We start from the raw sequence: 25180 nt of genomic DNA, 5'->3' as shown, positions 1-25180 counted from the left end.
CCGTGAGGACGTTCTCGGAACTCGAGATGGATGCCTTGACCGAGGCCTTCAACCTGTCCCTGGGAGAGGCAGCAAGCACCTTCTCGGCCATCGTCCGTGAAGAGATAGAACTGTCCGTGCCGACCATTGAGATCGTCTCCCGGGAGGAACTGACCGGTCGTCTTGAAAGCGCCCAGCCGGCGGGTGCAACCGAACGCCTGTGCCGCATCAACCAGCATTTCTGTGCAGCAGGCGGCTTCCAGACGGATGCGCTGCTGCTCTTTCCCGAGCACGGCAGCCTGGAAATCGTGCGCCGCATGCTCGGCGACGATACCGCCATCGAACACATCACCGAGCTGGAGCAGGACGCCCTTGCGGAGATCGGCAACATCATCATCAACAGTTGCATGAGCAGCCTGGCCAGTCTCTTCGGAAGCGAGATGCATGGTTCCCTGCCCAGGGTCCAGTCGCGAACTGTCCATACCCTCCTTGATGACAAGGCCGCCACCGATGTGATCCTGGTGGCCCGCATCGGCATGAGCATGGCGGCCCACAACCTCCATGGCTTTGTGCTGTTCATCATGGATGTACCCTCCATCGAACACTTCATGGATCGGGTGAGCCGCTACTTCAAGCTGCCACTGTACGACACGGGCGAGCGCGTCTGATGGACTGCTGCCACCTCCTTCCGGATAGCGTGGACATGGGCCTGATCATGGTGGACGGGGAGGGGCGCATCCGCCTGTGGAATCGCTGGATCGAAGAGCGTAGCGGGCGCCTGGCCAGCCAGGTATGTGGCGTGACGCTTGCCGAGGCCTTCGGGCCCCACGTGGACCCACGGATTGCCCTGGTTGTGCGGGAAGCCCTCGATTTCGGGTGGTCGGCCCGCCTCTCCCATGCCCTCCATCCCATGCCCCTGCCGCTCTACCCACCCGGCGGTGGGCGGGTGGAGCGCATGAAGCAGTCCATCGACATCACTCCGGTCCAGGGCGAAGGCGGCCCTCGTTGTCTCCTGCAGGTGCGCGACGTGACGGAAACCGTGCGCCGCGAAGCCCTGCTCAAGCAGCAGTCGCGACAGCTACGTCTTGATCTGCTGCGCCTTTCCCAGGCCCAGGTCGAACTCCAGCGCAGCGAAATGCGCTTCAGGGAACTGGCCCGCCAGGCACCGGCGGGTCTCTTCGAGGCCGATGCAGAGGCCTGCTGCACCTTTCTCAACGAACGCTGCGAGCAGATTCTCGGGTATAGCCTCGAGAATGTGGCCGGCACCCCGTGGATCAATCTCCTGCCGGTCAGTGAACAGGCCAGGGTAAGGGCCATCTGGTGCCTGGCCGTGGCATCGGCAACGCGTTTCGCCGAGGAGTTCCGCTATGTCGGCCCCGACGGAGAAAACCGCTGGATCCGGGCTGAGGCGGGGCCCCAGCGCGACGGGAATGACCGGATGAGCGGTTTCGTCGGCACCCTGCTTGATGTCACGGAGTTCCACGAGCGCGCGACCCGCAACGAGTTCCGCGCAAACCATGACGGCCTCACCTCCCTCCTCAATCGCGACCGCTTCGAGCGCCACCTGCGTGCTGCCATTTCCGGTGCCCGTGAAGTTGCCGACCGGATGGCCTTGCTCTTCATCGACCTGAACGACTTCAAGGGCATCAATGACACCCACGGGCATCATGCGGGCGATACGGTGTTGAAGACCATCGCGGCACGGGTGCGCCGGGTGCTGCGCAGCGAGGATATCGTGGCCCGTTACGGCGGTGACGAGTTTGCGGTGCTGCTGAACGGAACCGGTGATCCGGAAACCCTTGATGCCATCCTCTTCAAGCTCCATCAGGCGGTCGGGCTGCCCATCAACCTGGGGCATTGCCATGTGCGCGTCGGATGCGCCATCGGTGTCTCCATCTACCCCGACCATGGCAGCGACCCGCTCAGCCTGCTGACCCACGCCGACAAGGCGATGTACGCGGCCAAACGTGCCCGCTACGCCAGGAACGATCCGATCGCCCAGCCCTCTGCACAGATCTGACGCACCTTCAGCCCACAAGGGGGCTGCACCCGCTCAGGCCAATGCCGGGCTGGGGGGCAGAGCGCAGGCCGCCCGGTATTCGCTGGCGAGACGCTCGCACAATTCACGTACCGGTGGAACATCGTGGATGGTGGCAACCCCGTGGCCGGCGCTCCACACGTCGCGCCATGCCTTGGCTTCGTCCGCCAGGGGCTTGAGCTTGCCCTTGCCGATCCCCTGGACCAGCTCCTCGCGACGATGGCCCAGTCGCGCCAGGCTGGGCCACAGGAAGTTGGCATTGGTGCCGGAGACCGCATCGGTATAGACAATGTCCGCAGCGGCGGCGTCCACCAGCATCTGCTTGTAGGCCTCCTGGGCGTTGGATTCCCGGGTGGCGATGAAGCGCGTGCCCATGTAAGCCAGATCGGCGCCGAGCACTTCTGCGGCCCGCACGGCATGGCCATCGGAGATGGCGCCCCCGAGTATCAGGGTACCGTCAAAGAACTCCCGGATCTCGCGGACAAGGCTGAATGCGCTCTGGGTGCCCGCATGGCCGCCCGCACCGCCCGCGACGGCGATGATTCCATCCACGCCCGCGGCCATGGCCTTGCGTGCGTGATAGGCATGGATAACGTCGGAGAAGACCAGCCCCCCATAGGCGTGGACGGCCTTTACCACGTCGCCCGGATGCCCCAGGCTGGTGATGACGAAGGGCACCCGGTGGCGGCAGATGAGTTCCAGGTCCGGCCCCACGCGGGAATTCGACGCATGCAGGATGAGGTTGATGCCGTAGGGGGAGATGGGGGCGGACGGATCGGCTGCCCTGGCCGTCGCGAGCGCCTCGTCGATGGTTCCCAGCCAGGCATCGAGCTGGGCCGAAGTGCGCGCGTTGAGTGCCGGGAAGGTGCCGGCGACACCGGCCTTGCAGGTTTCGGTGACCAGCTCGGGGCCGGACACCAGGAACATGGGGGCGGCAATGGCGGGAACGCGCATTGCGCCGCGGAATGCGTGCGGAAGGGTCATGTTGCTGTCTCCTGGCTTGTCTTGTAGGTATCGGGGTGCTGCGGCTGGCAATCTAGCATGCGGCAGGCAGGACAACAGTGGGGGGCTTACTCCGAAACGGCCTCTTCCGCCGCCTTTTCGGGGGTGGGTACGGCCTTCTTCACAACCCGGCCGACCGCTTGGGTCACGCTCTTGGGAATCACCCGGGGCAGGCTGCGGACGGCCGCCCGACCGGCGCTGAGCGCGGCAGACGGCAGGTTCGCACCCGGCTCCAGGTGCCAGTACGGACCGTCGAAGGGACCCTTGATCCGGATCGGCAGAGTCACGCCGCGCAGGCTGGCCAGAGGGCCGCTGTCCGGCCCTACGGGGATAACGAGGAGTGTCACCCGGGTCAGGTAGTCGATCTGCCGCTGGGGCAGACTGATCTCGCCCGCACCGCTGATCCGCAGCATGCCGCTCTCGGCTTTCAGGTCGGTGCTGCGGGCGACTCCGCCGTCAATCCGGAAGCTGGCGGTGAGTTCTCCCACCGCTGTCGACTCCCGCTCCCGGTGGGCGCGCCGGGCACCCTGGCGGGCGCCGAGCGGACCGCGCCATTCCCGGATCGCCTGACCGATGTCGATGCCGGGTACGCTGCCGCCTTTCAATCGCAGGCGTGCCAGGCCCTGCAGGTCGCGCAGCAGGCTGCTGTGGCTTTCGGCTTTGCTGCTCACGTCGACGAAGAAATTGGCGGTCCCGGCGACTTTTTGCCGGGCACCGAAATCCACGAGCAGGGGGGCCAGGTCGGCGTTCTGCAGGTAAGCCCGATAGCTTGCCCGGCCGTCATCCGCCGCGATGTTGAGGCTGCCTTCCAGGCTGCCGCCGTACAGGGACAGGCTATGGCCGGCAGACACCAGCCGCCCGCCGTGCAGGCTGATGGGCAGTTTGACCTGTTCCAGCTTCAGGCCAGCCAACTTCAGGTGGCCGAAGCGGATCGTGCCATCCAGATCCAGCCCGTGCAGCGCCGACAGGTCGAAGCGGTCGTTTTCGGCCTTGTCGGTGGCGGGGCCACGCGCGGGCTGGGTGGCCAGGAGCGCATCCGCATCCAGCCGATTGACATCGATCTCGAAGCCGATGGCAGCAGCGTCGAGCCGGGGCAGGGTCCAGCTACCTTTGGCCTGTTGCTGCGCCGAGCGCAGTGTGAAGTGGCCGCCCGCACTATTGCGCTGCAGATCGACCCGGGCGTCGGCTTCGCTGGCGAACTTGAGCAGGCTTGTGCCGGGGCGAGCGGGCGAGAAGTTCAGATCCCCGGCCAGACTCGGCAAGTCGAGCTGGCGGTTGGCTGCACGCCATCGGATCGGGCCGGCAAGGTTGCCGGCAAGGCGGCCGCTGGCCATGCGCAGATCAAGATCGGTCGCCAGCTTGCCACCCATCAGGCCGCCGTCGGCGGGCTGCAGGTCGGTCAGGCGCAGACGAACGCTGCCGCCCCGCAGCTTGCCATCCAGGCGCAGGCTGGCATCGATGCTTTCGGCCTCAGGGCCGGTGGGGGTGAGGGCCAGGCGAGGCGCATTGGCACGGAGTTCGAAAGGCCCGCCCGTGCTCTTGCCGCGCACCTGCAGGCTGCCGCCCTGGATGCTCGAAGGGCCGTCGTCCGCCCATTCCAGCTCCGACAGGGTGCTTTCCGCGTCGAGGGCCTGCCAGCCTGCCAGATGGCCCCGGGCGGTCACACGTAGCTGACGCAGGCGGAGGGGGCCGTCGCTTTCGCCCACGCGGTAGGCGCTTTCCAGGTCCAGGTGCATGTCGGTGGCGGGTTCGGCCCGGGTCAGGCGGGCGCTGGCATTGACCCGGCCGTCGGCGGTCTGGCCGAGGCGCCCGGTCTCGATGGAGAGATCGGAAAGCGCGAGCTGTCGGCCAGCCCGTTCGTCCGTCCAGGTGATCGCCCCCCGCTGGATCGCCAGGGCGCGAATGTCCAGGTCAAAGGGATCGTTGCCGGAGGGTGGGGGAGCGTTGTTGTCTTCGGTGCCAAGGAGATCCGCAGCATTGAGCTTGCCCGCCTTGTCGCGGAGCAGTGCCATGCGCAGTCCGTCGATCTCGACCCGCTCCACCACCACGCGCCGGGTAAGCAGGGGCAGCAGGCGCACGCTGACGCTGGCCTGCTCAAAGCCCATGAACTCGCTGGTGCTGTTGCGCCCCGACAGGGTGCCGGCGGGTAGCTGCAGCCGGAGTCGGGGAAACATGGACAGCTCTACTGGCCCTTCGATGCGCAGGGTGCGCTGATAGCGCTGCTTGGCGAAGTGCGCCAGCTCACCTGCCAGGCGCAAGCCATCGAAGGTGGCATGGAGATACAGGGCTCCGGCGGCGATGACGGTGCTCAGCCCGCCCAGCGCGAAGGCCAGATACTTGAGGTATTTGAATCGCATGTCAGGCAATCCCATGACCGATGCGCCGATCTTACCTCAGGGTGCTTACACGCCGACCGCGTCGGCCGTCTGGCCGCGCAGGGGCAGGCGCAGCTCGAAGGTGCTTCCAACTCCCACCTGACTATCCACGGTGACGTTGCCACCATGGCGTTCCGCCACGGTCTTGACGATGATCAGGCCCAGACCCACACCGGAGGGCTTGTCCCGTCCCTCGTCGATGATCCGGCTGAAGCGCTTGAAGAGCCGTGGCAGGGCATCGGCAGGAATGCCCTCCCCCTGGTCACGTACCCGGATGACCCAGTCCGTACCTTCAGCCTTCAGGCTCACGGACACACGGCTGCCGGCATTGCCGTATTTGATCGCATTGGTCAGCAGGTTGATCACCGCCCGCCGCAGCAGGGAGAAGTCGCCGCGAATGATGGCCTCCTCCCTTTCGGCGTCCCGGGAATCCACGTCGATGTTGATACCCCTGGCGTTGGCCTGGGGCCACACTTCGTCGGCGGCGGAATCCACCAGGCCGGCCAGGTCGAGTTCAACGAAGTCCTTGGGATCGGAGCCTTCGGCCCGCACCAGACGGAAAAGACCGTCCGCCAGATCGAGGGCGGAGCGGGCATAGCGGGCAATGCGCGGGATCTGTCCGGCTTGAAGGACGGGATCGTCCCGGTAGCCATCGATCAGGGTCAGGATGGAGGCGAGGGGCGCACGCAGATCGTGGGACAGGAAATGCATGGTGTCCTCGCGGCTGCGCTGGGCTTCGTGCATGGTTGTGACATCCGCCAGGCCGATGACCCGTCCGGGGCGGTTGCTGGACTCCGAGAACAGATCGGCCACCGACACCAGCAGGTAGCGCTTCTTGTCGGGGGTGAGTTCGAACTGGCGGGTGCCGGAAAAGCCGCTGACGTCGGGCAGGCCATCCCGCATGGGCAGGTAGGTCGGCCAGGGTAGGCCGCGCAGGGCGCTCAGCAGGGCATCGTTGCGGAAGGCTCTCAGCAGGTGGCGTGCGCGCTCATTGTGAAGGATGACGTGGTCCATCTGGTCAATCACCACCACGCCGATGGGCAGGTGTTCGAGGGTGTCGGCGATGAAGCGGCGTACATCGCGCTGGTGCTGGGCCGCCCGACGTACGATGTGGATGCGGCGCTCAAGGGGGTCGGCGGCGGTCCGTCCGCCCTCGTCGACGGGCCGGCCAAGGGGCGTGCCCTCACGTTCGAGGGCGATCAGTTCGGCGTCCAGGTAACGCTGGGCCGACTCCAGGCGCCGCCAGCTCCACAGGGGATAGGCCAGCACGCAGCCCAGGACAGCCGGGGCAGGGCCGAACCACCAGCCACCCAGGTGCAATCCGAGCCCGGCCAGCAGGACTGCCGAGGCACCGAGGATGAACGAGGCCAGCAGGCCTGCGCGGGCTTCGGCGTAAAGCAGGATCAGCATCACCACCACCACCATCACCGTTGCCACGGCAGCCGACACCCACGGCGACAGTGGCATGACCGCCGCGCCGCGCCGCAGGGCATCGAACACGTTGGCCTGCACCTCGACCCCGGGCATGGGACGGGACAGGCCGGAGGTGGGGGTGGGCACCGCATCGCCCATGCCGGCGGCGGTGGTACCCACCAGCAGGATCTTGCCACGCAGCGCTTCCGGCGGGACTTCACCGCTCAGGACGGCCTGGTAGGAATAGTGGGTGTAGGTTCCGGGCGGGCCGGAGAAGGGCATGCGCAGCCAGTCGGCGCGCTGCCATTGCTGATGGTCAAGACCTTCACCGGTGGGCGGAGGGGGAAAGCGGTTTGCCGCTTCCGGTTCGAGCAGGCGCAACAGGGCGAGGGAGAGCTGGGGATGGCGGGCCGCACCGAAGCCTTCCCACAAGTAGACGCTGCGAGCGATGCCGTCCGGGTCGAATTCCACCTGGCTGTGGCCGATGGCGGCGGCGGCATCCGCGAAGACATCAAGCGGACGGACCTCGCCGGAGAGCATGGCACCCGTGGTGGCCTGGGTCATCGGCAACACCACCCGGCCCTGGTGGTGGATGGCGCGGGCCAGGGCCATGTCGGCACCGGGGTCGTCCTGGCTGGGGGCATCGAGGATCAGGTCGAGGACAATCGCCCGGGCTCCGGCCTCGCGGGCCAGGTCGATGAGGGCAGCATGAACGCGCCGGGACCAGGGCCAGCGCCCGATGCTGGCGAGGCTGGCATCGTCGATGGAGACGATGACCACATCGTCGCTGGCGGGCTGGGTCCACGCCGACAACACCCCGTCGTAAAGGGTTTGGTCAATACGCCACAGCCAGCCCTCAACCGCCGAGACCAGGGTCAGCAGCACACACAAGAGGGTGACGGCGAACCACTCGACGGTCGGCCGATGCAGGCTGGAGGCCGGTGCTCTCACGGATTCTTCACTGCCGGTGCCGAAAGGCTCCAAACGGGCAGCAGGTGGAGGGACTGCAGATGCTGGATTCCCGACCAGGGGCTGACGCCGCCGTCCGGGTCGGTGGCCCGGATGCGCAGTCGGTAACGGCCCGGGTCTGGCTCAGGGAGGGTCAGGGCGGCTTCCCCGATGCGCTGGTCGACGATGAGATCCTGGAAGGCCTCGTCATGGGCCAGTTGGACGTCGTAGATCTGACCGGGGCGTCCGGCCCAGGCCAGACGCAAGCGTCTGTTGTAGTGCTCGACGGTGGCAGGGCCCGGGGCCGGACGGATGTCCAGCGTCCGCGAATCGCTCCACGGACCCGGCTTGCCATCGGTGCGCAGGCTGGCGATTCGCCACGCATAGCGGCCCGGCCCCAGGGGCGGCATGGACTGCAGCCCGTCCACCTTGTGGTCAATGGCGGGCTGGGCAAAGCGGCTGTCGTCCGCAATCTGCAGCTGGTAGCCCGACGCGTCGGGTCGGGCTGACCACGCGACGACGCCCGGCGGGGCACTGATGGCCTCCGGGGGTTCCGGACGGGCGCGCAGTGCGATATCGCGGGTGGCGTCCCGGCCCTCCAGGCCGTCCGCATCGATGGCACGCACGCGCAGCCGGTAGTCCCCGTCGGGAAGATCGGTGAATCGCGCCCGCGGGGTCGCAAAGACACCTGTTGCCACCACGTCGCCGAAGGCCTCGTCGCGGGCAATCTGGGCCCGGTAGGCCACCGCCTTTGCGATCGGGGGGAAGGGAATGTCCATGGTGATCCGCTGGAACAGCGCAGGCACGTCATCCAGGGCAGGCGCTGGCAGCAGGGCTCGTGGCGCGGGAATCGGGGCGCCCGCCCGTGCAACGACCCCAAAACCCGCCGGAAGGGCTGTGGCATCCGCCGCTGTGGCATTGCGCATGCCGACCTCGCCCGCCGTGACCTCGGCCTGGGCCGTGCCTGCATCCGGGTCTGCCCCGGCCCGGAAGGCCGTACCGCGAACGCTGAGCGTGGCCGACGGCGTGCGGATCTGATAGCGGGCGGCCGGGCCGCGTTGGGGCGCCACGGAGGACTCGATGCGTCCTTGTTCAAGGTGAATCCGGGTGTTCTGACCGGGCAGGCCGTGGAAACTCTGTACCTTTTCCAAGCGCGCCTGACTGCCGGGCTGAACGGTAAGGCGGGACTCATCGGGCAGCGCAAGGGTCACAAAGCCTCCTTCACCCGTACGCAGGATGGCGCCGGCGGACACCCGGGTGTCCGGGTCCAGGGGCTTCCCGTCCATGGTGACGTCGCCGCTCACTGCTACGACCCGGGCCGTGTGAGGCTGGGCCCGCAGCCAGTTTTCCGGAATGCGCAGGGGCGTGCCGATGGGCAGACGCATCGGGTTGCCGATGCGGTTGAGTGCCTTGAGCCCCTTCCATCCGAAGGGAGCGGACAGATACTGGCGCTCCAGGCCGATCAAGGTGTCGCCCGCGCGGGTGGTGTAGACGATTTCCAGATCCGCTGCGTGGACACCGGGGCCGGCAAGCGCCAAGCCAAGGGCGGTAGCCAGGAGAGGGACGGAATGACGTGCCACGGGAAAGGTCTTTCTGCAGAGTTTGGGCAACTATATTAGTTCCCGGTCCGGCGCAGGGTGCAAAACATCGCAAAATAGGCGAGAACTGCATCCTCCGGTGTCAATTCCATAACGATGCATGTGCTTGGGAGTTCTATCATGCGCCACAGACATCCCGACTCCCCCCATTGGGCATGATCTTGTTTCTTCCCCTCTTCAACCCGTCTTAAAGGAAAACCCATGAGCTTCATCCAGGAATTCAAGGAATTTGCAATGAAGGGCAACGTCGTCGATCTGGCGGTCGGCGTCATCATCGGCGGAGCCTTCCAGAAAATCGTCGATTCCCTTGTCAAGGACATGCTGATGCCCGTGATCGGCAAGCTCCTGGGGGGCGTCGATTTCAAGCACCTCTACATCAATCTGGGCGACAAGACCTTCGAAACCATGGAGGCCGCCGAAAAGGCCGGTGCGCCTTTGTTCAAGTACGGTGTCTTTGTCAATTCGATCATTGATTTCACCATCGTCGCCCTGGCTATTTTCGTGGCCATCAAGGCCATGAACAAGCTCAAGCGGGATGAGCCGGCACCGGCGCCCGAGGCGCCCCCTGCCGAACCGGAAGACGTGAAGCTGCTGCGGGAAATCCGTGACGCGCTGAAGAAGTAAGCGCGCGAAGCCGGGGGCCCGCGACCGGGCCCCCGAAGCGGTCAGGCTGGCGACATCGCGGCCTCGCCGAGGGTCGACGATTCGGATGGGTCGATCTTCTCCAGCCGATAGCCGAAGTTGTAGGTCGGGGTCAGGCGGAAGCCGTTTTCGGGGCGCAGATTGAGTTTGCTGCGCACGCGGCTGATATGGGTATCCACCGTGCGCGTTGCCAGATCGGGGTTGCGTCCCCACACCGCCTCCAGCAGATGACCCCGCGACAGCAGGCGACCGAGGTTGCGGAACAGGAAGGCGGCCAGCTCGAACTCCTTGTCGGTCATCTCCACCGCCACGCCATCAATCGACAGGGACTTCTTGACCAGGTCGAAATGATAGGGCGCCACCGTCAGGGTCTGGTTGGTGTTGCGAGGCTGGGCCCGACGCAGCACGGCCTCGATGCGCGACAGCAGTTCGATGCGGCGGGGCGGTTTGATGAGGTAATCATCGGCACCGGCACTGAAGGCGTTGGCAATATCCTCTTCCGCATCCCGGGAGGTAATGAAGATGGCCGGGGTGTCATTGCCCCGCTCCACCCGCAGCCAGCGCAGCACCTGCTCACCGGTCAGGTCGGGCAGCACCCAATCCACCAGGAAGAGGTCAAAACTCTCACGGCTGGCGACCCGCATCAATTCGCGGGCCAGCCCAAAGCCATGCACGTCGTGCCCGGCGTCCCTCAGCCAGCCGGTCAGCACTTCCATTTGGGCCGGGTCGTCTTCGAGAATAGCTAATCGCACGCTGGTTTACCTTTATCGAGAAATTGAAGCATGCCATTCGGGAATGCACGCCGGCATTGACCGGCTGAAATCCCCAGCGGCGCATTTACGCGTAATCACCCACATACGGATTGCTGTCCCGCTCTTCGCCGAAGTTTGACATCGGCCCATGACCGGGAATGAAACTCACATCGTTGCCCAGGGGCCACAGTTTTTGCCGGATCGAATTGATCAGATCCTTGTGGTTGCCCCGGGGAAAATCCGTCCGTCCGATCGACCCGGCAAAGAGCACATCACCCACCACGGCCAGTCTCGCCGAATTGCTGAAGAACACCACGTGGCCCGGCGTGTGGCCTGGGCAATGAATCACCGACAGGCTTTCCTCGCCCACGTGGACCACGTCGCCGTCCGACAGCCAGCGATCCGGCGTGAATGCCTCGACATGGGGAAAGCCGAACATCTTGCTCTGCTTGGGCAGATCGTCGATCCAGAAGGCGTCGCCTTTCTCGGGCCCCTCAATGGGAACGCCCAGCTGCCTCGCCAGGCTCGCGGTACCACCGGCGTGATCGATGTGACCGTGGGTCAGGAGGATCAGCTCGATCCTTACGCCAAGGGTGTCGATCGCCTTCAAAATGCGCTCGGGGTTGCCGCCCGGGTCCACGACCGCCGCTCTTAGGGTCTTGTCGCACCACAGGATCGAGCAGTTCTGTTCAAACGGAGTGACGGGAACGATCTGGTATCTGAGCATGGTTTGAAGTTGCCTGCCAAAGGGGCAGGGATCGGTAAAGAGACTACTTACGCCTCGGCCGCAGTTTTTTCAAGGCCGCTGTGAAAGCACTCCGCATGCCGTCAAGTTTATCACGCTCAAATTGGGGAGCCATTGGCGCTGCCACTGCCCAAGCGCCTATCGGGCCTGCCGACACGCTTGTTTTCACACTGGATTTGATCGCATTTATCCAAGTGTCAGAAAGCAATCCCAATCACATCGGCGGGGCGCGTATTGAGGCGGTGAGAGATCATCGCGGGATCTGCCAATGGGGACGCCCATGCCAGAAATGGAGATGTCACCTAACCGCAACGGGCGAGGCGTAACCTGCGTTACGGGTTCAGCGTGGGAAGGTGCGTGATTCGGTGAGGGCGATGTAGCGGCTGCGATCCTGCTCGAAGCGATTGCGGATGGCCTCGATGTCGCGCCGCTTGGCATCCATGATCGAGTTTTGGGCGGCCAGCTCGCTGTCGGATTCGCGCAGGGATGCCGCAAGGGCGGGCGGCATGGCGCGCTTCTGGAAAAACTCGGCTTCGCGCAGCAGCCCGGTGCGCTTCTTCATTAGCTGGGCGTGGCGGGCTTCTGCCTGCCGGAGCTCCAGTTCGACGCTCTCGATGGCCCGGTCGCGCCGGCTGTCGATGTCGGCCACACTGGAGTAGGTTTCGAGCAGGGACTGGTTGCGCCGCATCTCGGCCCGCTGGCGGGCCACCTCGGCCCGGCGGGCGCGTTCCTCGGCTTCACGGCGGGCCAACTGCTCGGGGCTCAGGGGCGCCTCGACCGTGCGCCGTACCGTGCCCTGGGGGCTCATCTCCCGGTAGCTCTTGCCGAAGCATTGGGGCGGCAGCACGTCGCCACACACCTGGTGGCCGTTGTCCGTGCAGCAGTAGACCGTACCCTTCGATGCCGTCTGGGCGTGGGCGAGGGGCATGGCCAGCAGCAGGGAAACGAGCATCAGACGTCGCATGGGTTCAGGCGTCTCCACTCACACCGTAGGTTTCGCGGTAACGCTGGACAGCTTCAAGGTTTGCCTTCAGGGCCGGGCTGTCGGCGAGATAGCCGATCAGATCCTTCAGGCTCGCCACGGCCAGCACCGGAATGCCATAGGCTTCCCGAACCTCCTGGACCGCCGATAGGCTGCCGGTGCCGCGCTCCATGCGGTCGAGGGCGATGACCACGGCAGAGGGCGTCGCACCATGGGCGCGTATGATCTCGACGGACTCGCGCACGGAAGTGCCGGCGGAGATCACGTCATCGAGGATGGCCACACGACCCTGCAGGGGCGCGCCAACCAGGGTGCCGCCTTCGCCATGGTCCTTGGCTTCCTTGCGGTTGAAACAGAAGGGCAGGTTGTGCCCGTGCTCGGCCAGACGCATGGCCGTGCCGGCTACCAGTGGAATGCCCTTGTACGCCGGCCCGAACAACATGTCGCAGGGCAGGCTGGCCGACAGCAGGGTACGGGCATAGAAACCGCAAAGCGCACCGAAAGACGCGCCGTCATTGAAGAGGCCCGCATTGAAGAAGTATGGGGACAGGCGACCTGCCTTGGTCACGAACTCCCCAAACCTCAAAACGCCCTTGTCACACGAGAGGGCGATGAAATCACGGCTAAAATCCACGATGCTCCCAGCAAAAAAATCGGACCATGTCTCTAAAAATGTTACGCGTTGTTTCCGCCAACCTCAACGGCATCCGCTCCGCAAACGTGAAGGGTTTCCTCAACTGGCTCAACAAGCAGGATGCCGATCTGGTCTGCGTCCAGGAGTTGAAGGCCCAGATCGACGACCTTTCACCGGATATGCGTAAACCCGGCATATATACCGGATACTTTCATTGTGCGGTGAAGAAGGGCTACAGCGGGGTGGGAATCTACACCCGCCGGCCCCCTGATCGCGTCATCGAGGGCCTTGGTAACGAGGAGTTCGACGCCGAAGGTCGCTATCTGCAGCTGGATTTTGGCTCCCTGTCGGTCGTTTCCCTCTACTTGCCCTCCGGCTCCAGCTCGGAGGAACGCCAGGCTGCAAAGTTCCGCTTCATGGATCTGTTCCTGCCCCACATGGCTGCTCTGCGTGAGAGTGGCCGTGAAGTGATTATCTGCGGTGACTGGAATATCGCCCATCAGGCCATCGATCTCAAGAACTGGCGTTCAAATCAGAAGAACTCGGGCTTCCTGCCCGAAGAGCGTGCCTGGTTCGGACGCCTGCTGACGGAACAGGGTTGGGTGGACACTTACCGCAGCCTGCACCCCGATGCCACCGACGCCTGCTACACATGGTGGTCGAACCGGGGCCAGGCCTGGGCCAAGAACGTGGGCTGGCGTCTCGACTATCAGCTCGCCACCCCCGGCGTCGGTACGCTGGCCCGCAGCGCCACGGTGTATAAGGATGAGCGCTTCAGCGATCACGCGCCGCTGACGGTGGATTACGAGCATCCCTTTGACGCCTGATCTGCGCCGCCGCTGCCGTGCGGCACTTTGTCGCGCCTGTTCCCCATGCCTGCCTACCGGAAAGACCCTTGCCCGCAGAGCTCGCCGGTGCATGGCTGGTGGCGCAGGGACGATCGTGCTGGGCCTGGGATCGGTGCAGGCCGACAGCCCGTCGTCTCTCGACGGCCAGCTTCGGTTGGGCGTCGAGTACGAGTACGAAAAAGCCGCGGACGGCCGTGAGCGAGCAGACGCGCTCACGCTGATTCCCGGCATCAAATGGCGCTCGGGTTGGCTGACCATGACCGAGCTGCTCATCGAATCAGAGCAGGAGCGGGAGGCCGGCCGTGTCACCGACCGGGCCGGCAAGCTGGGTATCCGTCTGCGCAAGGACGTTGCCCTGAACGAGCGTACCCGCCTGGTCCTGCGTGGCCTGCTAGGCCGCGCCCTCAACGGCAATGAGAGCTACACCTACGCCTACCTTGAACCCAGCCTCAAGTACGCCTTCGATGACCTGGAGATGATGATGGGCTTTCGCGCCGTGCGCGCGGTGGACGGCACGCCGGGCCATGACGTCAACAAGTTCCGCATCGGCCCCAGTTTCGATCTCGGCAAGGCGTCGGAGATCGAGTTCCGCTTCGTGCGCAACTGGGACGCCAGCACCGGCCGCCACGCCAGTGATGCCTACATCGTGGAGTTCGTGCAGAAGTTCTGATGCGCCCTGTCGCGAGGGCCGGGGCGTGCGTGTCAGGGCTCGGCAACAAACCGATAGCCGATACCGGGTTCGGTCACGATATGGTCCGGGTTGGCGGGGTCGGCTTCGAGCTTCTTGCGCAGGTGTCCCATGTAGACGCGGACATAGTGGCTGTCCTCCGCATGGGTAGGCCCCCACACGGCCTTGAGCAGTTGTCGATGGGTCAACACGCAATCGGGATTGGCCAGCAGATAGGCCAGCAGACGAAACTCGATCGGGGTCAGGTGGAGCGATTGCCCGTTCTTCTCGACCAGTCGCCGGCCCAGGTCAACCTGGATCGAGCCGAATGTCAGCAGGCTGGGCCCGTCGGCGCCCGCGCGCTGGCGTCGCCGCAGATGGGCCCGTATGCGCGCCAGCAGCTCCGCCGATCCGAACGGTTTGGTGAGGTAGTCGTCGGCACCCGCATCGAGCGCGGCGACCTTCTCGGCTTCGGCGGTGCGGGCGGACAGGACAATGATCGGAATCTCCGACCAGGTGCGGAGTTCCCGGATCAGGTCGATCCCATCGCCATCCGGCAGCCCGAGATCAAGCACCAGGAGGTCGGGTTTCCGCGTTCCCGTCTCGATGAGGCCGCGTTTGACCGAGTCGGCTTCGAAGACCTCGCAGCCTTCGGCTTCCAGTGCCAGGCGTACGAAGCGGCGCAGGTTGGCTTCGTCCTCGACGACAATGACCGTCGGCATTGAGTGAGACATGGTGTTTCCTCTCAGACCTTCATGGTGCCGTGTCGGCTTCATCGGTCTCAAGTGTCGGGGGGGAGCCCAGGGGCAGGGTGAAGATGAAGCAGGCTCCGCCACCGGGGCGTTGCCGTGCATGGATCGCGCCGCCATGGGCTTCAACGATGGCACGACAGATCGCCAGCCCCAGACCGACTCCGGGCGTACTGCCCTCGGGCATCCCCCGTTCGAATTTCTTGAATATCGCTTCCTCACGACCGGGTGGCAGGCCCGGGCCGTCGTCCTCCAGGCGTACCTCCATCGTGCGATCCGTCGTGATCGCCCGGATCCAGATATGGCTGCCCGACGGCGTGTATTTCAGCGCATTCTCAAGCAGATTGCAGAACACCCGCTGCATCAGAACCGAATCCACCTCGATCAGAGGCAGGTCCTCGTCAAGCTCCACCCTGACCTGATGCGTGCCAAGCACTGGCCGCAGGCTCTTGAGCGCACTGCCGACCACCTCCTCGATGGGTTGCCATTGACGGTTCAGTTGAATCCGGCCTGCCTGCAGGCGGGCCATGTCGAGCAGGTTGTCCACCTGGGCGTTGATCCGTAAAGCCTGCTCCCGCAGCTTCCGGGAGATGGCGGCCTGGGCGTCGGTGGGCGGCGGTTGGGTCAGGAACATGGAGTCCGCCAGCCCGATCATCACGCTCAATGGTGTGCGCAGATCATGGGAAATGGCGGAAAGCAGGGAGTTGCGCAGGCGCTCCGACTCCATCTGGACGGTGCTCTCCTGGGCCACGACGACGTAATGAACCCGTTCCAGGGCAATGGCGATCAGCGACGCGAAGGTCTCCAGCAGACGTCGCTGCTCCGGAATGAGCAGACGTGCCGGATTGCGCATCTCCAGGGCCAGCACGCCACGCAGGCGCATGGGGGCCTTGAGGGGCAGGTAAAGGACAGGGCTGGCGGGCAGCGTGTCGGTCCCCTGGCCGGCGGGCTCGGCGTGGTCGAAGGCCCACTGGGCAATGCCGGGATCGATCTCGGGCAGCCCCGCAGAGGCAAAGATGGGGGCTTGCAGGTGGTCGGCGTCGTCGGTGAGCAGGAAGGCCGAGCGGGCACCCATCTCTGCCACCAGAAAGCGCTCGCCAATCTCGGCAATCTGCTCCGGCAGCAAGGCTGCTGACAGGTCTCGCGACATTTCGTAGAGCGCCCGGACACGGCTCTCCCGGCTACCTGCGACATACGCCTGATATTTGTACCCGGCGGTAAGCTGGCCCACCACCAGGCCCACGACCAGCATCACGGCGAAGGTCATCAGGTACTGAACGTCGCTGACCGCGAAGGACATCCGTGGCGGGACGAAGAAGAAGTCGAAGATGGCCACACATAAAAACGATGCCATCACGGCAGGGCCGCGGCCGAAGCGCACCGCCACGAACACGACCCCGAGCAGGAAGACCATGACAATGTTGGCCAGATCAAACAGCGGATGCAGCGGGGTGGCAAGCAGCCCGGCCAGGCCACAGACCACGACGGTCAAGGCGTAGGCGCGCCAGTCGGCCGCGAGCTGGCCTGCGGGCCGTTGTGAAAGGTCTTCGGTGGCGGGAGCATGCCCCTCTGCGCGCGCCACCTGGATGACATCCAGATCCGGAGCGCGCTGTCCGATCCGGTCGGCCACTGAGCGCTTCCAGGCACGCCAGGGCGAGGGCTCGTCCCGGCCGACCATGATCCGGGAGAGGTTGTGGGTGCGGGCGTAATGCACTGCCTCTTCTTCGACCTTCGTGCCGGCGACGGTCGCGGTGGTCGCGCCAAGCTCCTCGGCCAGCTTGAGTGTCTTCAGGATGCGGTCCCGGCTGCCGGCCGACAGGCGCTGGCGATCCGGAGTCTCCACATGGATCGCGTGCCAGGGCGCTTCGAGGCGCCCGGCAATGCGCGCAGCGGTACGCACGATCTTCTCGCTCCCTGCGCCGGGGCCGATACAGGCCAGCAGCGAGTCCTGGGTCTGCCAGACGGGGGACACCAGTCGATCGCGCCGGTACTGCTGCACATCATCATCCACCCGGTCGGCAGTACGGCGCAGGGCCAGTTCGCGCAGCGCCAGCAGGTTGCCCTTGCGGAAGAAGTTGCGGATCGCCCGTTCCGCCTGATTGGGCAGATAGACCTTGCCGTCCCGAAGGCGCTCCAGCAGCTCATCCGGCGGCAGGTCCACCAGAACGACCTCGTCGGCATCATCGAAGACCTTGTCCGGCACCGTCTCCCAGACGCGAATGCCGGTGATGCCGCTGACCACGTCGTTGAGGCTCTCCAGGTGCTGCACATTGACGGTGGAATACACGTCGATGCCGGCCGCAAGCAGTTCTTCCACGTCGTGCCAGCGCTTGGGGTGGCGCGAGCCCGCGACATTGGAATGGGCCAGCTCGTCCATCAGGATGAGGGCCGGTTTGCGCGCCAGGGCCCGATCCAGATCGAATTCGGCCAGCATGCGCCCCCGGTAGGGCACCTCCACCATCGCGAGGCGCTCGATACCGTCGGCCATCGCCTCGGTTTCCATGCGCCCATGGGTTTCGACCACGCCGATGACCACATCAACGCCCTGGATGAGTTGCTGGCGCGCCGCCGCGAGCATGGCGCATGTCTTGCCGACGCCGGCGGAGGCGCCGAAGAAGATCTTCAAACGCCCGCGGCCGGCGCGCGCCTCATCCTGCTGCACCCGCGCGAGCAGCTCGTCGGGGTCGGGGCGACCCTTGCCGGGGTTTTCACCGAGGGCCATGCCTATTCCTCCGGTTTCCTGAACACACGGGCCAGGGAGGTCCACTTGGCCCGGAGATCGAGACGCTCGTCGGACATGGCTTCCAGGAAATCCGAGAGCCGCTTGGAGCGGGCAACCGCAAACAGCACAAGGCCCAGGGTGGCGCCCGTCACTAGGCTGAACTGCAGCAGCTTGCGTGACTCCGGCACCTCCGGGAAGTTGAACAGGTTCATCCCGAAATAGCCGGTCACCACGGTGGCAATCAGGCCGAAGATGGTCACCACGGTGAGTCGCAGCACGGTAGCCGACTGGCGCCGCTGGCTGTCGCTGTCCAGGTAGGCGCTCATCTCGCGGACCTGCTCCTTCACGTCGGAGAACAGCTCGTCATTGCGCAGCAGGCGCGTGGTGCGCTGAAAGAGTGCCTGCACCAGACCCTGCTCGGAGACCTCGTGAAACCAGTAACGATGGGTGAAGCGCAGGAAGGTCTCGAAGGACTGACGGATGCGCCGCTTGAAGCGGCGTACCGATTCACTGTCGCGAATATCAAGGTCATTGACCGCACTGGCCAGCCCGTCGGAAAAGGAGAGGAGGGCGGCGCGGTGGAAATGGGCGATCAGGAAAACGAGGAAGTACTGGTGCCGGAAGCGGGCCAGAAAGCCATGGTCCGCATCACGGAAGTAGTCCGATCCGGCTTCGCCCACCAGCATCAGCGCGTTACCCGTGCAGATGAAGCGGGTGTTGGGCCCGCCATCCGACCCGGTCCAGTAGCGATCCTCGCAGTGCAGTCGTTCGAAGCGGACCACCGCCGGATCGCGCAGGGGCACGGGATCACGGGACGGCAGGTTGGCGGCGAAGCCGATGCGGATGAAATCCTCCCGGCTCAGGCTGCGGGGGTCGTCGAGGGCCAGGTAGGCCATCATGGGCATCCGGTAGTACTCGATCAGCCGGAAACGCAGTTCGCTGACCGCCTCCTCCTGATCGAGTACCAGCGGCCGCAGCAGCCAGGCCCACAGGGCGCCGACGCAGGGCGCCCTGTGTCTGCACACGAAATGCAGATAACGCTCCCGGTTTTCGGAGTCAGAGGTGGCGAGCACCCGCCCCTGCCGGTCCAGCAACTCCGAGCGATGCACGTTGTGCACGCCCTGCCCGCCGCTATCCCAGCCCGTCGGGTAGGCCCGCCCGAAGCGGTAGAGCAGTTCCAGCGCGGTGGCGAGGGGCAGATCGTCGGCGGCAACCTCCACATTGAGAAGGGCCACATCCATGTCCAGGAACAGGTACAGATCCACGTGCGCCACACGCAGGTGGATCGGCACATCGCCGGCTTGAGGGGTAACGTTCAGGCCGGCTACGTCGGTGCGCCGGAATACGGCCATCGGTGCAGCCTGGTGCGCTTGCCCGTCAAAGCCGCCTGAACGGCTGTCGCCATAAAGAAAGCGCTGTACGTAGGGCAGAAAGGCCACGAACTCCTTGTAGTGGCGCTCCTGAAAATCTGCTGGATCGGTGGTGAACTCATCGTCAATCGGTGCCCACTGGCCGTCGGCGGTCATCAGATGATGAATGCGGGCGACGTTTTCACCCGAGAAGCCAGGCCGGATCTGAACCGGCCATACCAGTACATCCCGGAAGTGACGAACGACCTGGTCTGGTTGTGAAAGCATGCGTCTCCTCTTCTCTACGGCGCGGGATGCGCGAAATTCCGTTGCACGGCATCGTGCCCGGACATCATGCGCTAGTCTTCCCCCATGGCGCTTTTCCTGCGGCGGAGGTCCGCGGATTCAGCCATTGCGGCAAGTGTGCGCTGGCGGGCGAGCGTCGCCAGTGCCACCTTGCATTTTGGTGAGCATGTCAGCGCATACCCGCAGGCAAGACGGTGGAGTACCACCGAGACTTCATGCCGGGCACCACATACGGGACACACATGGATGGGCATGCGTTACACGGCCCGCGAGGCATAACGCGCCAGGGCGACCGGATGGTCCGCCACGCCACGGGCCACGATATAGATATTGCACCTCTCGGCGGGGCCCACGGCGAAGGCCAGACCCATCGCAGCATCGCCGGAAACCGCGAGGCGCAAGGGGCGGCTCTGGCCGGCCAGGAAGACCCGCAAGGCCGCACGCCCCAAAGGAGACACCGGAAAGCCGACGTGCTCGGGTGCGCCCGAAGCATCAAGGGTGGCCACCTCACAGGTGTTCTTGCATGCGACGACTCCAACGCATAAATCAGCAGGACTCACGTTTCATCTCCTCTCTCATCGGGTGACAGATATTGCGCACTCCTGGCGACCACTCCGGCAATGCCGTCTGGCAGAACCAAGCTACCCCGGCTTTCGCAGGTCAGTACTTCAAGCAGCAGCACATCGGGACGCCGTGCGTCGACGACATGCACAGCCCCTACACCCGATCGCAGCGCGCGAACGAAATTCGCGTTGCTGTGATCGGCTCCCAGCGCCTCTGCTTCGGCGGCTGACAGGCGATGAACGACGTGCCCTTCGGCGTCTTCAAGGCCTGCCGAGTCCCGCATGATGATCAGCTTTGAAGCCCTCAGGTGCGCAGCGATGGCCGCTGCCACCTGCCCCCCATCGACGGGACACACCTGGCCATCCGGTGCTGACGCCAAAGGACGAATGACAGGCAGGAAGCCCCTGGCGAAGTGCATCTGGAGCAGTGTGGCGTCGACCCCGGTAATTTCGATGCCAGCGGGGCAGTGCTCCCGCATGGGCGCTGCACCCAGCTTCAGGAAGCCACCATCCACACCGGTAAGGCCGACTGCCCGGCCACCATGGCGATTGATCAAGCTGACCAGTTCCGCGTTGAGCGCACCACCTCGGTGAACGACAATCAGCCGAAGCCCGATGAGGCTGAGCAAGGCCAGATCGCGCCCCATGCTGTTCCACGCAACAGGCCGTCCGGCGATGCTGCGCTCATAATCGATGACAAAGGTCTTGCCGTGGTACGCGTGGATATAGGGAAGCGCTTCGGCAAGAACCCGGGCCTGTTCCCTGCCGAGCGCGTTGAGCGATGGTGCTGCATCCATGTCCTGATGCTCCATTCACGCTGCGGCCGCCAGCCAGGACCGGAACAGCGCCTGGATTGCGTAGGGGTCATCGCAGGCGTGCAGCGCATCGCGAAAGCGTGGGTCGGTGAAGAGGCTGGATACACTGGCGAGAATCCCCAGGTGTGTGTCCGTGGCGCGCTCGGGAAGAACGAGCACGATGAAGTCCGACACGGGCTTGCCATCGGGTGACTGGAAGGGCATGGGACGTCGGGGCCTCACGTAAGCTGCGTGGCTCTGGTTCAGCCCCTTGATTCGACCGTGGGGAATCGCCACCCCCAGGCCGAGCGCTGTGGAACCAAAGGCCTCCCGTTGCGCCAGTGCCTCGGCAACCACCACACGGGGCAGCCCGTGCCAGCGCTGCATGGTCTGGCCCACCTCATCGAAAAGCCCTGCGGCGCCGCTGACCTCCAGATCAAGCAGAATGTCTTCCGGAAGCAGGATGTCGGCAATCGAGATCATGGTCATTTCCTCCACACCCGCTCAGAAGCTTCGACTGATCGAGAGGACGATCACCGCCCGGCCCGCATCGCGGCTGCGCGAACCGCTCCCGCTGCCATCACTGCGCAGGCTGCTGCTGAAACAGTAGAACTCGCCATTGGCACAGCGTCCCTGAGCGTCGCTGTCCACGTAGCTGGCGCCCACCATCCAGCCGGATATGTCCTTGGTGACGCCGACGCGCCAATCCGAGTAACGGCCGTCGTAGGTCGATCCGTCGGCATTGCGATAGGAGAAGTCGCGCAGCAGCAGGTGCCCGACATGTGCGCCGAGCACATAGCCATTGCCCAGGTCGTGGGCGGCCGAGAGATCCACGTAGCCGCTTCCCCGGGTGCCCGGCATCGAGAAATAGTCCGTGACGGCATGCGAGTACTTCAGGGTCAGGAAGCGCCATGTCCCCGCGAGGTAAAGCTCGCCGTTATTGACCCCGCCGTTGGCGGCCTTGCCCGGGTGGCGTCGATTGACGCCAGCAAAGGCGTTCTCCAGCCGCGTCCCGGGGTAGTGGTAATACAGCGCACCCATATCCAGGCCGACATCGCCCACGCGGGTCTTGTAGCCGGCATAGAAGTCCATCTCCAGGCTGCCCTCCGGATAGCCCGCGCCGCTGCTCACATTGGAGTTCCAGTTGCCGGCGTACAGCCCGGATGCGTGGGTGTAATCGAATCCACCCTGCACGGCCGGCTTGCCAAAGGTCTGATCAAGCCCGCGGAAGCGGTAGCTGCTGAAGAGCCCCGCATTGGCCGTCAGCGAGGACGGGGAGGGGGCCCCTTCCGCGTCCTGCTGCGCGTGGGCGGGGGAGTGGAAAGTGGTGGCGGCCAGGGCCAGCACGGCAAGGCGTTGGATCGTATTCGACATGTTTCTTCGTGACTCCGGATTCAGTTCTTCAGCGCATCCAGCGCCAGGTTGAGCTTCAGTACGTTGACCCGCGCTTCGCCGAGCAGCCCCCACTGGCGACCCTCGGTATGGGCATCGACCAGCGCCGTGATCTGCGCCTCCGGCAGGCCACGCGCTTTCGCTACCCGTCCCGCCTGCCACAGGGCGGCGGCCGGACTGATGTGGGGGTCGAGACCGCTTGCGGATGCACTCACCAGGTCCGCGGGTATCGGCGCCGTATTGCCCGGGTCTGCGGCGCGCAGTGCCTCGACACGGCCCTTCACCGCGTCCACCAGGGCCGGGTTGAGAGGGCCCTGGTTGGAGCCGGACGACGCCGCTGCGTTGTAGGGCTGCGGGGCGGTGGCGGAAGGGCGCCCCCAGAAGTGCTTCGGGTCACTGAAGTTCTGGCCGATCAGGCTCGATCCGACGGGCTTGCCATCCTGGAGGATCAGGCTGCCGGCGGCCTGTTCCGGGAAGACTGCCCCGGCAATGCCGGTGACGGCCAGGGGATAGGCAAGACCGGTGATGGCGCTGAGCAGCACGAACAGGCTGAGGGCGGGACGCAAGAGGGTTTTCATGGTCATGTCTCCAGGTTCAGGCCATGCCGGTGGCGGCCAGGATGAGGTCAATCAGCTTGATCCCGACGAAGGGCACCAGGATTCCGCCGAGGCCATAGATGGCCAGATTGCGACGTAGCAGCGTGGCGGCCCCGACAGGGCGATAGGGCACGCCCTTGAGTGCCAGGGGGATCAGGAACACGATGATCAGCGCATTGAAGATCACCGCCGAGAGGATGGCCGACCCCGGGCTGCTGAGCCCCATCACGTTGAGGGCCGCCAGCTGGGGATAGGTGCCGACGAAGGCGGCCGGGATGATGGCGAAATACTTGGCGATGTCGTTGGCAATGCTGAAGGTGGTCAGCGAGCCGCGCGTCATCAGCATCTGCTTGCCGGTCTCCACCACCTCGATGAGCTTGGTGGGGTTGGAGTCCAGGTCCACCATGTTGCCGGCCTCCTTGGCGGCCTGGGTGCCGGTGTTCATGGCGACCGCCACATCGGCCTGGGCCAGCGCCGGGGCATCGTTGGTGCCGTCGCCGGTCATCGCCACCAGGCGGCCTTCGGCCTGGTACTGGCGGATCAATGCCAGCTTGGCCTCCGGTGTGGCTTCCGACAGAAAGTCGTCCACCCCGGCTTCGGCGGCGATGGCGGCGGCCGTCACGCGGTTGTCGCCCGTCACCATCACGGTCTTGATGCCCATCCGGCGCAGTTCGGCAAAGCGCTCCTTGATGCCGCCCTTGACGATGTCCTTGAGCTCGATCACCCCGAGCACGCGCTTCCCCTCGGACACCACCAGCGGTGTGCTGCCGCGGCGCGCCACCTCGTCGACCCGGGCACTGACCGAGGCCGGGAAGCTCCCGCCGAGGCGTTCCACATGGCGGTGGATCGCGTCAGCGGCACCCTTGCGGATCTGTCGGGTGCCGATATCCACACCACTCATGCGTGTCTGGGCCGAAAAATGAATGAAGTGGGCATCCATCGCCTGGATGTCGCGTTCGCGCAGCGCGTATTTATGTTTGGCGAGCACGACGACGCTGCGGCCCTCGGGGGTTTCATCGGCGAGGGAGGCGAGCTGGGCCGCATCGGCCAGTTCCCCATCGCTGATGCCGTCCGCCGGCAGAAAGGCCGAGGCCTGGCGGTTGCCGAGGGTGATCGTGCCGGTCTTGTCCATCAGCAGCACATCCACGTCGCCCGCTGCCTCCACGGCCCTGCCCGACGTGGCGATCACGTTGGCCTGCATCATGCGGCTCATGCCGGCCACGCCGATGGCTGACAGCAGGCCCGCGATGGTGGTGGGGATCAGGCACACCAGCAGGGCCACCAGCACCGTGATGCCGACCGGCTTGCCGGCGCCGGATACGTCCACGCTGAACAGGGAGAAGGGCAGCAGCGTCACCGTGACGCCCAGGAAGACGATGGTCAGGGCCACCAGCAGGATGGTCAGCGCGATCTCGTTGGGCGTCTTCTGGCGCTTGGCGTTTTCCACCATGGCGATCATGCGATCGACGAAGGTCTCACCGGGGTTGGCGGTGACACGCACGACGATCCAGTCCGACAGCACGCGGGTGCCGCCCGTCACTGCCGAGAAGTCGCCGCCTGACTCGCGGATGACGGGAGCGGATTCGCCGGTGATGGCCGATTCGTCCACCGAGGCCACGCCCTCGATGACTTCGCCGTCGGCGGGAATGACCGACTGACCGATGTCGCCGGCCTCGACCACGACAAGGTCGCCCTTGCGCAGATCGCCGCCCTGCACCAGCTGCCAGGGGGCACCGTAGTGGGGCGCCTGCAGCTTCTTCGCCCAGGTCTCCTTCTTGAGCCCGCGCAGCGACGCGGCCTGGGCCTTGCTGCGGCCCTCGGCCAGCGCTTCCGCAAAATTGGCAAACAGCACCGTGAACCACAGCCACACCGTGATGGCGACAACGAAGGCGGCCGGCGCTTCACCTTCGCCCCCCAGCGCCTGGATGGCCAGCAGGGTGGTCAGGATGCTGCCCACGTACACCACGAACATCACGGGGTTGCGCCACTGCACCGCCGGGCTGAGCTTGCGGAAGGCTTCGCGCAGCGCCGGTACGACCAGGGCAGGGTCAAACAGAGTAAAGGTCTTCTTGTTCATGTCTTTCTC

22 protein-coding genes are annotated in these 25180 nt (G+C 65.2%); 5 read left to right on the top strand and 17 right to left on the bottom strand.

Going from position 1 to position 25180, the window contains the following annotated elements; all coding sequences use genetic code 11:
- Nucleotides 1–2 precede the first annotated feature (2 nt).
- Both J0L98_RS10435 and J0L98_RS10430 read left to right on the top strand, forming a co-directional pair.
- Nucleotides 3–647 carry a chemotaxis protein CheX gene (locus J0L98_RS10435; protein ID WP_296411732.1) on the top strand — a complete coding sequence of 215 codons (645 nt, stop codon included), beginning with the start codon at nt 3–5 and terminating at the stop codon, nt 645–647.
- Nucleotides 647–1999 (top strand): diguanylate cyclase, encoded by a 1353-nt coding sequence (locus tag J0L98_RS10430; protein ID WP_296411731.1) that lies wholly within the window; start codon nt 647–649, stop codon nt 1997–1999. The genes J0L98_RS10435 and J0L98_RS10430 overlap by 1 nt, the downstream gene beginning before the upstream one ends.
- A gap of 33 nt (nt 2000–2032) precedes the next feature.
- On the opposite strand, the gene J0L98_RS10425 is transcribed toward J0L98_RS10430, so the two are convergent.
- The 4 genes from J0L98_RS10425 to J0L98_RS10410 all read right to left on the bottom strand — a co-directional run bounded on the left by J0L98_RS10425 (nt 2033) and on the right by J0L98_RS10410 (nt 9335).
- On the bottom strand, nt 2033–3001 hold the full coding sequence (locus J0L98_RS10425; protein WP_296411730.1) for a nitronate monooxygenase: 969 nt from the start codon (nt 2999–3001) through the stop codon (nt 2033–2035).
- Nucleotides 3002–3087: 86 nt separating this feature from the next.
- Nucleotides 3088–5376 (bottom strand): AsmA family protein, encoded by a 2289-nt coding sequence (locus J0L98_RS10420; RefSeq protein ID WP_296411729.1) that lies wholly within the window; start codon nt 5374–5376, stop codon nt 3088–3090.
- Nucleotides 5377–5421: 45 nt separating this feature from the next.
- Nucleotides 5422–7758 carry a CHASE2 and HATPase_c domain-containing protein gene (locus J0L98_RS10415; protein WP_296411728.1) on the bottom strand — a complete coding sequence of 779 codons (2337 nt, stop codon included), beginning with the start codon at nt 7756–7758 and terminating at the stop codon, nt 5422–5424.
- A complete protein-coding gene (locus J0L98_RS10410) occupies nt 7755–9335 on the bottom strand; it encodes a FecR domain-containing protein (RefSeq protein WP_296411727.1) in 1581 nt (526 codons plus the stop codon). Before J0L98_RS10410 ends, J0L98_RS10415 begins: the two co-directional genes overlap by 4 nt.
- Nucleotides 9336–9554: 219 nt before the next feature.
- Between J0L98_RS10410 and mscL the strand changes: the two genes are divergently transcribed.
- Complete coding sequence (gene mscL / locus J0L98_RS10405; RefSeq protein WP_276659629.1) at nt 9555–9977, top strand: large conductance mechanosensitive channel protein MscL; 423 nt, start codon at nt 9555–9557, stop codon at nt 9975–9977.
- A 41-nt stretch (nt 9978–10018) separates the two neighbouring features.
- Here the strand turns inward: mscL and J0L98_RS10400 are convergent, their stop codons facing one another.
- The 4 genes from J0L98_RS10400 to pyrE form a co-directional block, all read right to left on the bottom strand.
- Nucleotides 10019–10747 carry a response regulator transcription factor gene (locus tag J0L98_RS10400; protein WP_296411726.1) on the bottom strand — a complete coding sequence of 243 codons (729 nt, stop codon included), beginning with the start codon at nt 10745–10747 and terminating at the stop codon, nt 10019–10021.
- 85 nt (nt 10748–10832) lie between these two features.
- Nucleotides 10833–11474 (bottom strand): MBL fold metallo-hydrolase, encoded by a 642-nt coding sequence (locus tag J0L98_RS10395; protein WP_296411725.1) that lies wholly within the window; start codon nt 11472–11474, stop codon nt 10833–10835.
- A 358-nt stretch (nt 11475–11832) separates the two neighbouring features.
- Entirely contained in the window at nt 11833–12456 is a 624-nt protein-coding gene (locus J0L98_RS10390) for a hypothetical protein (RefSeq protein ID WP_296411723.1), read from the bottom strand.
- A gap of 4 nt (nt 12457–12460) precedes the next feature.
- On the bottom strand, nt 12461–13111 hold the full coding sequence (pyrE, locus tag J0L98_RS10385) for an orotate phosphoribosyltransferase (protein WP_349769114.1): 651 nt from the start codon (nt 13109–13111) through the stop codon (nt 12461–12463).
- Between the two features lie 35 nt (nt 13112–13146).
- On the opposite strand from pyrE, the gene J0L98_RS10380 reads away from it, so the two are divergent.
- Both J0L98_RS10380 and J0L98_RS10375 read left to right on the top strand, forming a co-directional pair.
- Nucleotides 13147–13935: an exodeoxyribonuclease III gene (locus J0L98_RS10380; RefSeq protein ID WP_296411720.1), complete on the top strand. Its 789-nt coding sequence runs from the start codon at nt 13147–13149 to the stop codon at nt 13933–13935.
- Nucleotides 13936–14026: 91 nt separating this feature from the next.
- Nucleotides 14027–14626 (top strand): hypothetical protein, encoded by a 600-nt coding sequence (locus tag J0L98_RS10375; RefSeq protein ID WP_296411718.1) that lies wholly within the window; start codon nt 14027–14029, stop codon nt 14624–14626.
- Between the two features lie 32 nt (nt 14627–14658).
- On the opposite strand, the gene kdpE is transcribed toward J0L98_RS10375, so the two are convergent.
- The 9 genes from kdpE to kdpB all read right to left on the bottom strand — a co-directional run bounded on the left by kdpE (nt 14659) and on the right by kdpB (nt 25171).
- Nucleotides 14659–15357, bottom strand: coding sequence for a two-component system response regulator KdpE (gene kdpE, locus J0L98_RS10370; RefSeq protein ID WP_296411717.1), 699 nt, complete (start codon nt 15355–15357; stop codon nt 14659–14661).
- A gap of 19 nt (nt 15358–15376) precedes the next feature.
- The gene (gene kdpD / locus J0L98_RS10365) at nt 15377–18094 is read right to left on the bottom strand and encodes a two-component system sensor histidine kinase KdpD (RefSeq protein ID WP_296411715.1); all 2718 of its coding nucleotides are present in this window, start codon (nt 18092–18094) and stop codon (nt 15377–15379) included.
- Between the two features lie 2 nt (nt 18095–18096).
- The gene (locus J0L98_RS10360; RefSeq protein ID WP_296411713.1) at nt 18097–19731 is read right to left on the bottom strand and encodes a CorA family divalent cation transporter; all 1635 of its coding nucleotides are present in this window, start codon (nt 19729–19731) and stop codon (nt 18097–18099) included.
- A gap of 275 nt (nt 19732–20006) precedes the next feature.
- Nucleotides 20007–20309: a hypothetical protein gene (locus tag J0L98_RS10355; protein WP_296411711.1), complete on the bottom strand. Its 303-nt coding sequence runs from the start codon at nt 20307–20309 to the stop codon at nt 20007–20009.
- Entirely contained in the window at nt 20306–21124 is an 819-nt protein-coding gene (gene argB / locus J0L98_RS10350) for an acetylglutamate kinase (protein WP_296411709.1), read from the bottom strand. The genes J0L98_RS10355 and argB overlap by 4 nt, the downstream gene beginning before the upstream one ends.
- Nucleotides 21125–21589, bottom strand: coding sequence for a PTS sugar transporter subunit IIA (locus J0L98_RS10345; RefSeq protein ID WP_296411706.1), 465 nt, complete (start codon nt 21587–21589; stop codon nt 21125–21127).
- 21 nt (nt 21590–21610) lie between these two features.
- Nucleotides 21611–22480 (bottom strand): TorF family putative porin, encoded by an 870-nt coding sequence (locus tag J0L98_RS10340; protein ID WP_296411704.1) that lies wholly within the window; start codon nt 22478–22480, stop codon nt 21611–21613.
- Nucleotides 22481–22500: 20 nt separating this feature from the next.
- Nucleotides 22501–23076: a potassium-transporting ATPase subunit KdpC gene (gene kdpC / locus J0L98_RS10335; protein WP_296411703.1), complete on the bottom strand. Its 576-nt coding sequence runs from the start codon at nt 23074–23076 to the stop codon at nt 22501–22503.
- Between the two features lie 16 nt (nt 23077–23092).
- The gene (gene kdpB / locus J0L98_RS10330; RefSeq protein ID WP_296411701.1) at nt 23093–25171 is read right to left on the bottom strand and encodes a potassium-transporting ATPase subunit KdpB; all 2079 of its coding nucleotides are present in this window, start codon (nt 25169–25171) and stop codon (nt 23093–23095) included.
- Nucleotides 25172–25180: the final 9 nt, after the last annotated feature.

It is taken from the genome of Zoogloea sp. (assembly GCF_017302315.1).
Classification (GTDB): Bacteria; Pseudomonadota; Gammaproteobacteria; order Burkholderiales; family Rhodocyclaceae; genus Zoogloea.
The sequence above is the reverse complement of the archived record's forward strand: the minus strand, read 5'-3'. Positions and strand labels throughout refer to the sequence as shown.

Excerpts from the sequence above, each read along its gene's own strand:
- J0L98_RS10360 (WP_296411713.1), bottom strand. The coding sequence starts at position 19,731 with ATGCTTTCACAACCAGACCAGGTCGTTCGTCACTTCCGGGATGTACTG.
- kdpD (WP_296411715.1), bottom strand. The coding sequence starts at position 18,094 with ATGGCCCTCGGTGAAAACCCCGGCAAGGGTCGCCCCGACCCCGACGAG.
- J0L98_RS10420 (WP_296411729.1), bottom strand. The coding sequence starts at position 5,376 with ATGCGATTCAAATACCTCAAGTATCTGGCCTTCGCGCTGGGCGGGCTG.
- J0L98_RS10395 (WP_296411725.1), bottom strand. The coding sequence starts at position 11,474 with ATGCTCAGATACCAGATCGTTCCCGTCACTCCGTTTGAACAGAACTGC.
- kdpE (WP_296411717.1), bottom strand. The coding sequence starts at position 15,357 with ATGTCTCACTCAATGCCGACGGTCATTGTCGTCGAGGACGAAGCCAAC.
- mscL (WP_276659629.1), top strand. The coding sequence starts at position 9,555 with ATGAGCTTCATCCAGGAATTCAAGGAATTTGCAATGAAGGGCAACGTC.
- J0L98_RS10425 (WP_296411730.1), bottom strand. The coding sequence starts at position 3,001 with ATGACCCTTCCGCACGCATTCCGCGGCGCAATGCGCGTTCCCGCCATT.
- kdpC (WP_296411703.1), bottom strand. The coding sequence starts at position 23,076 with ATGAAAACCCTCTTGCGTCCCGCCCTCAGCCTGTTCGTGCTGCTCAGC.
- J0L98_RS10375 (WP_296411718.1), top strand. The coding sequence starts at position 14,027 with ATGGCTGGTGGCGCAGGGACGATCGTGCTGGGCCTGGGATCGGTGCAG.
- J0L98_RS10340 (WP_296411704.1), bottom strand. The coding sequence starts at position 22,480 with ATGTCGAATACGATCCAACGCCTTGCCGTGCTGGCCCTGGCCGCCACC.
- J0L98_RS10390 (WP_296411723.1), bottom strand. The coding sequence starts at position 12,456 with ATGCGACGTCTGATGCTCGTTTCCCTGCTGCTGGCCATGCCCCTCGCC.
- kdpB (WP_296411701.1), bottom strand. The coding sequence starts at position 25,171 with ATGAACAAGAAGACCTTTACTCTGTTTGACCCTGCCCTGGTCGTACCG.
- J0L98_RS10345 (WP_296411706.1), bottom strand. The coding sequence starts at position 21,589 with ATGATCTCGATTGCCGACATCCTGCTTCCGGAAGACATTCTGCTTGAT.
- J0L98_RS10430 (WP_296411731.1), top strand. The coding sequence starts at position 647 with ATGGACTGCTGCCACCTCCTTCCGGATAGCGTGGACATGGGCCTGATC.
- argB (WP_296411709.1), bottom strand. The coding sequence starts at position 21,124 with ATGGAGCATCAGGACATGGATGCAGCACCATCGCTCAACGCGCTCGGC.
- J0L98_RS10380 (WP_296411720.1), top strand. The coding sequence starts at position 13,147 with ATGTTACGCGTTGTTTCCGCCAACCTCAACGGCATCCGCTCCGCAAAC.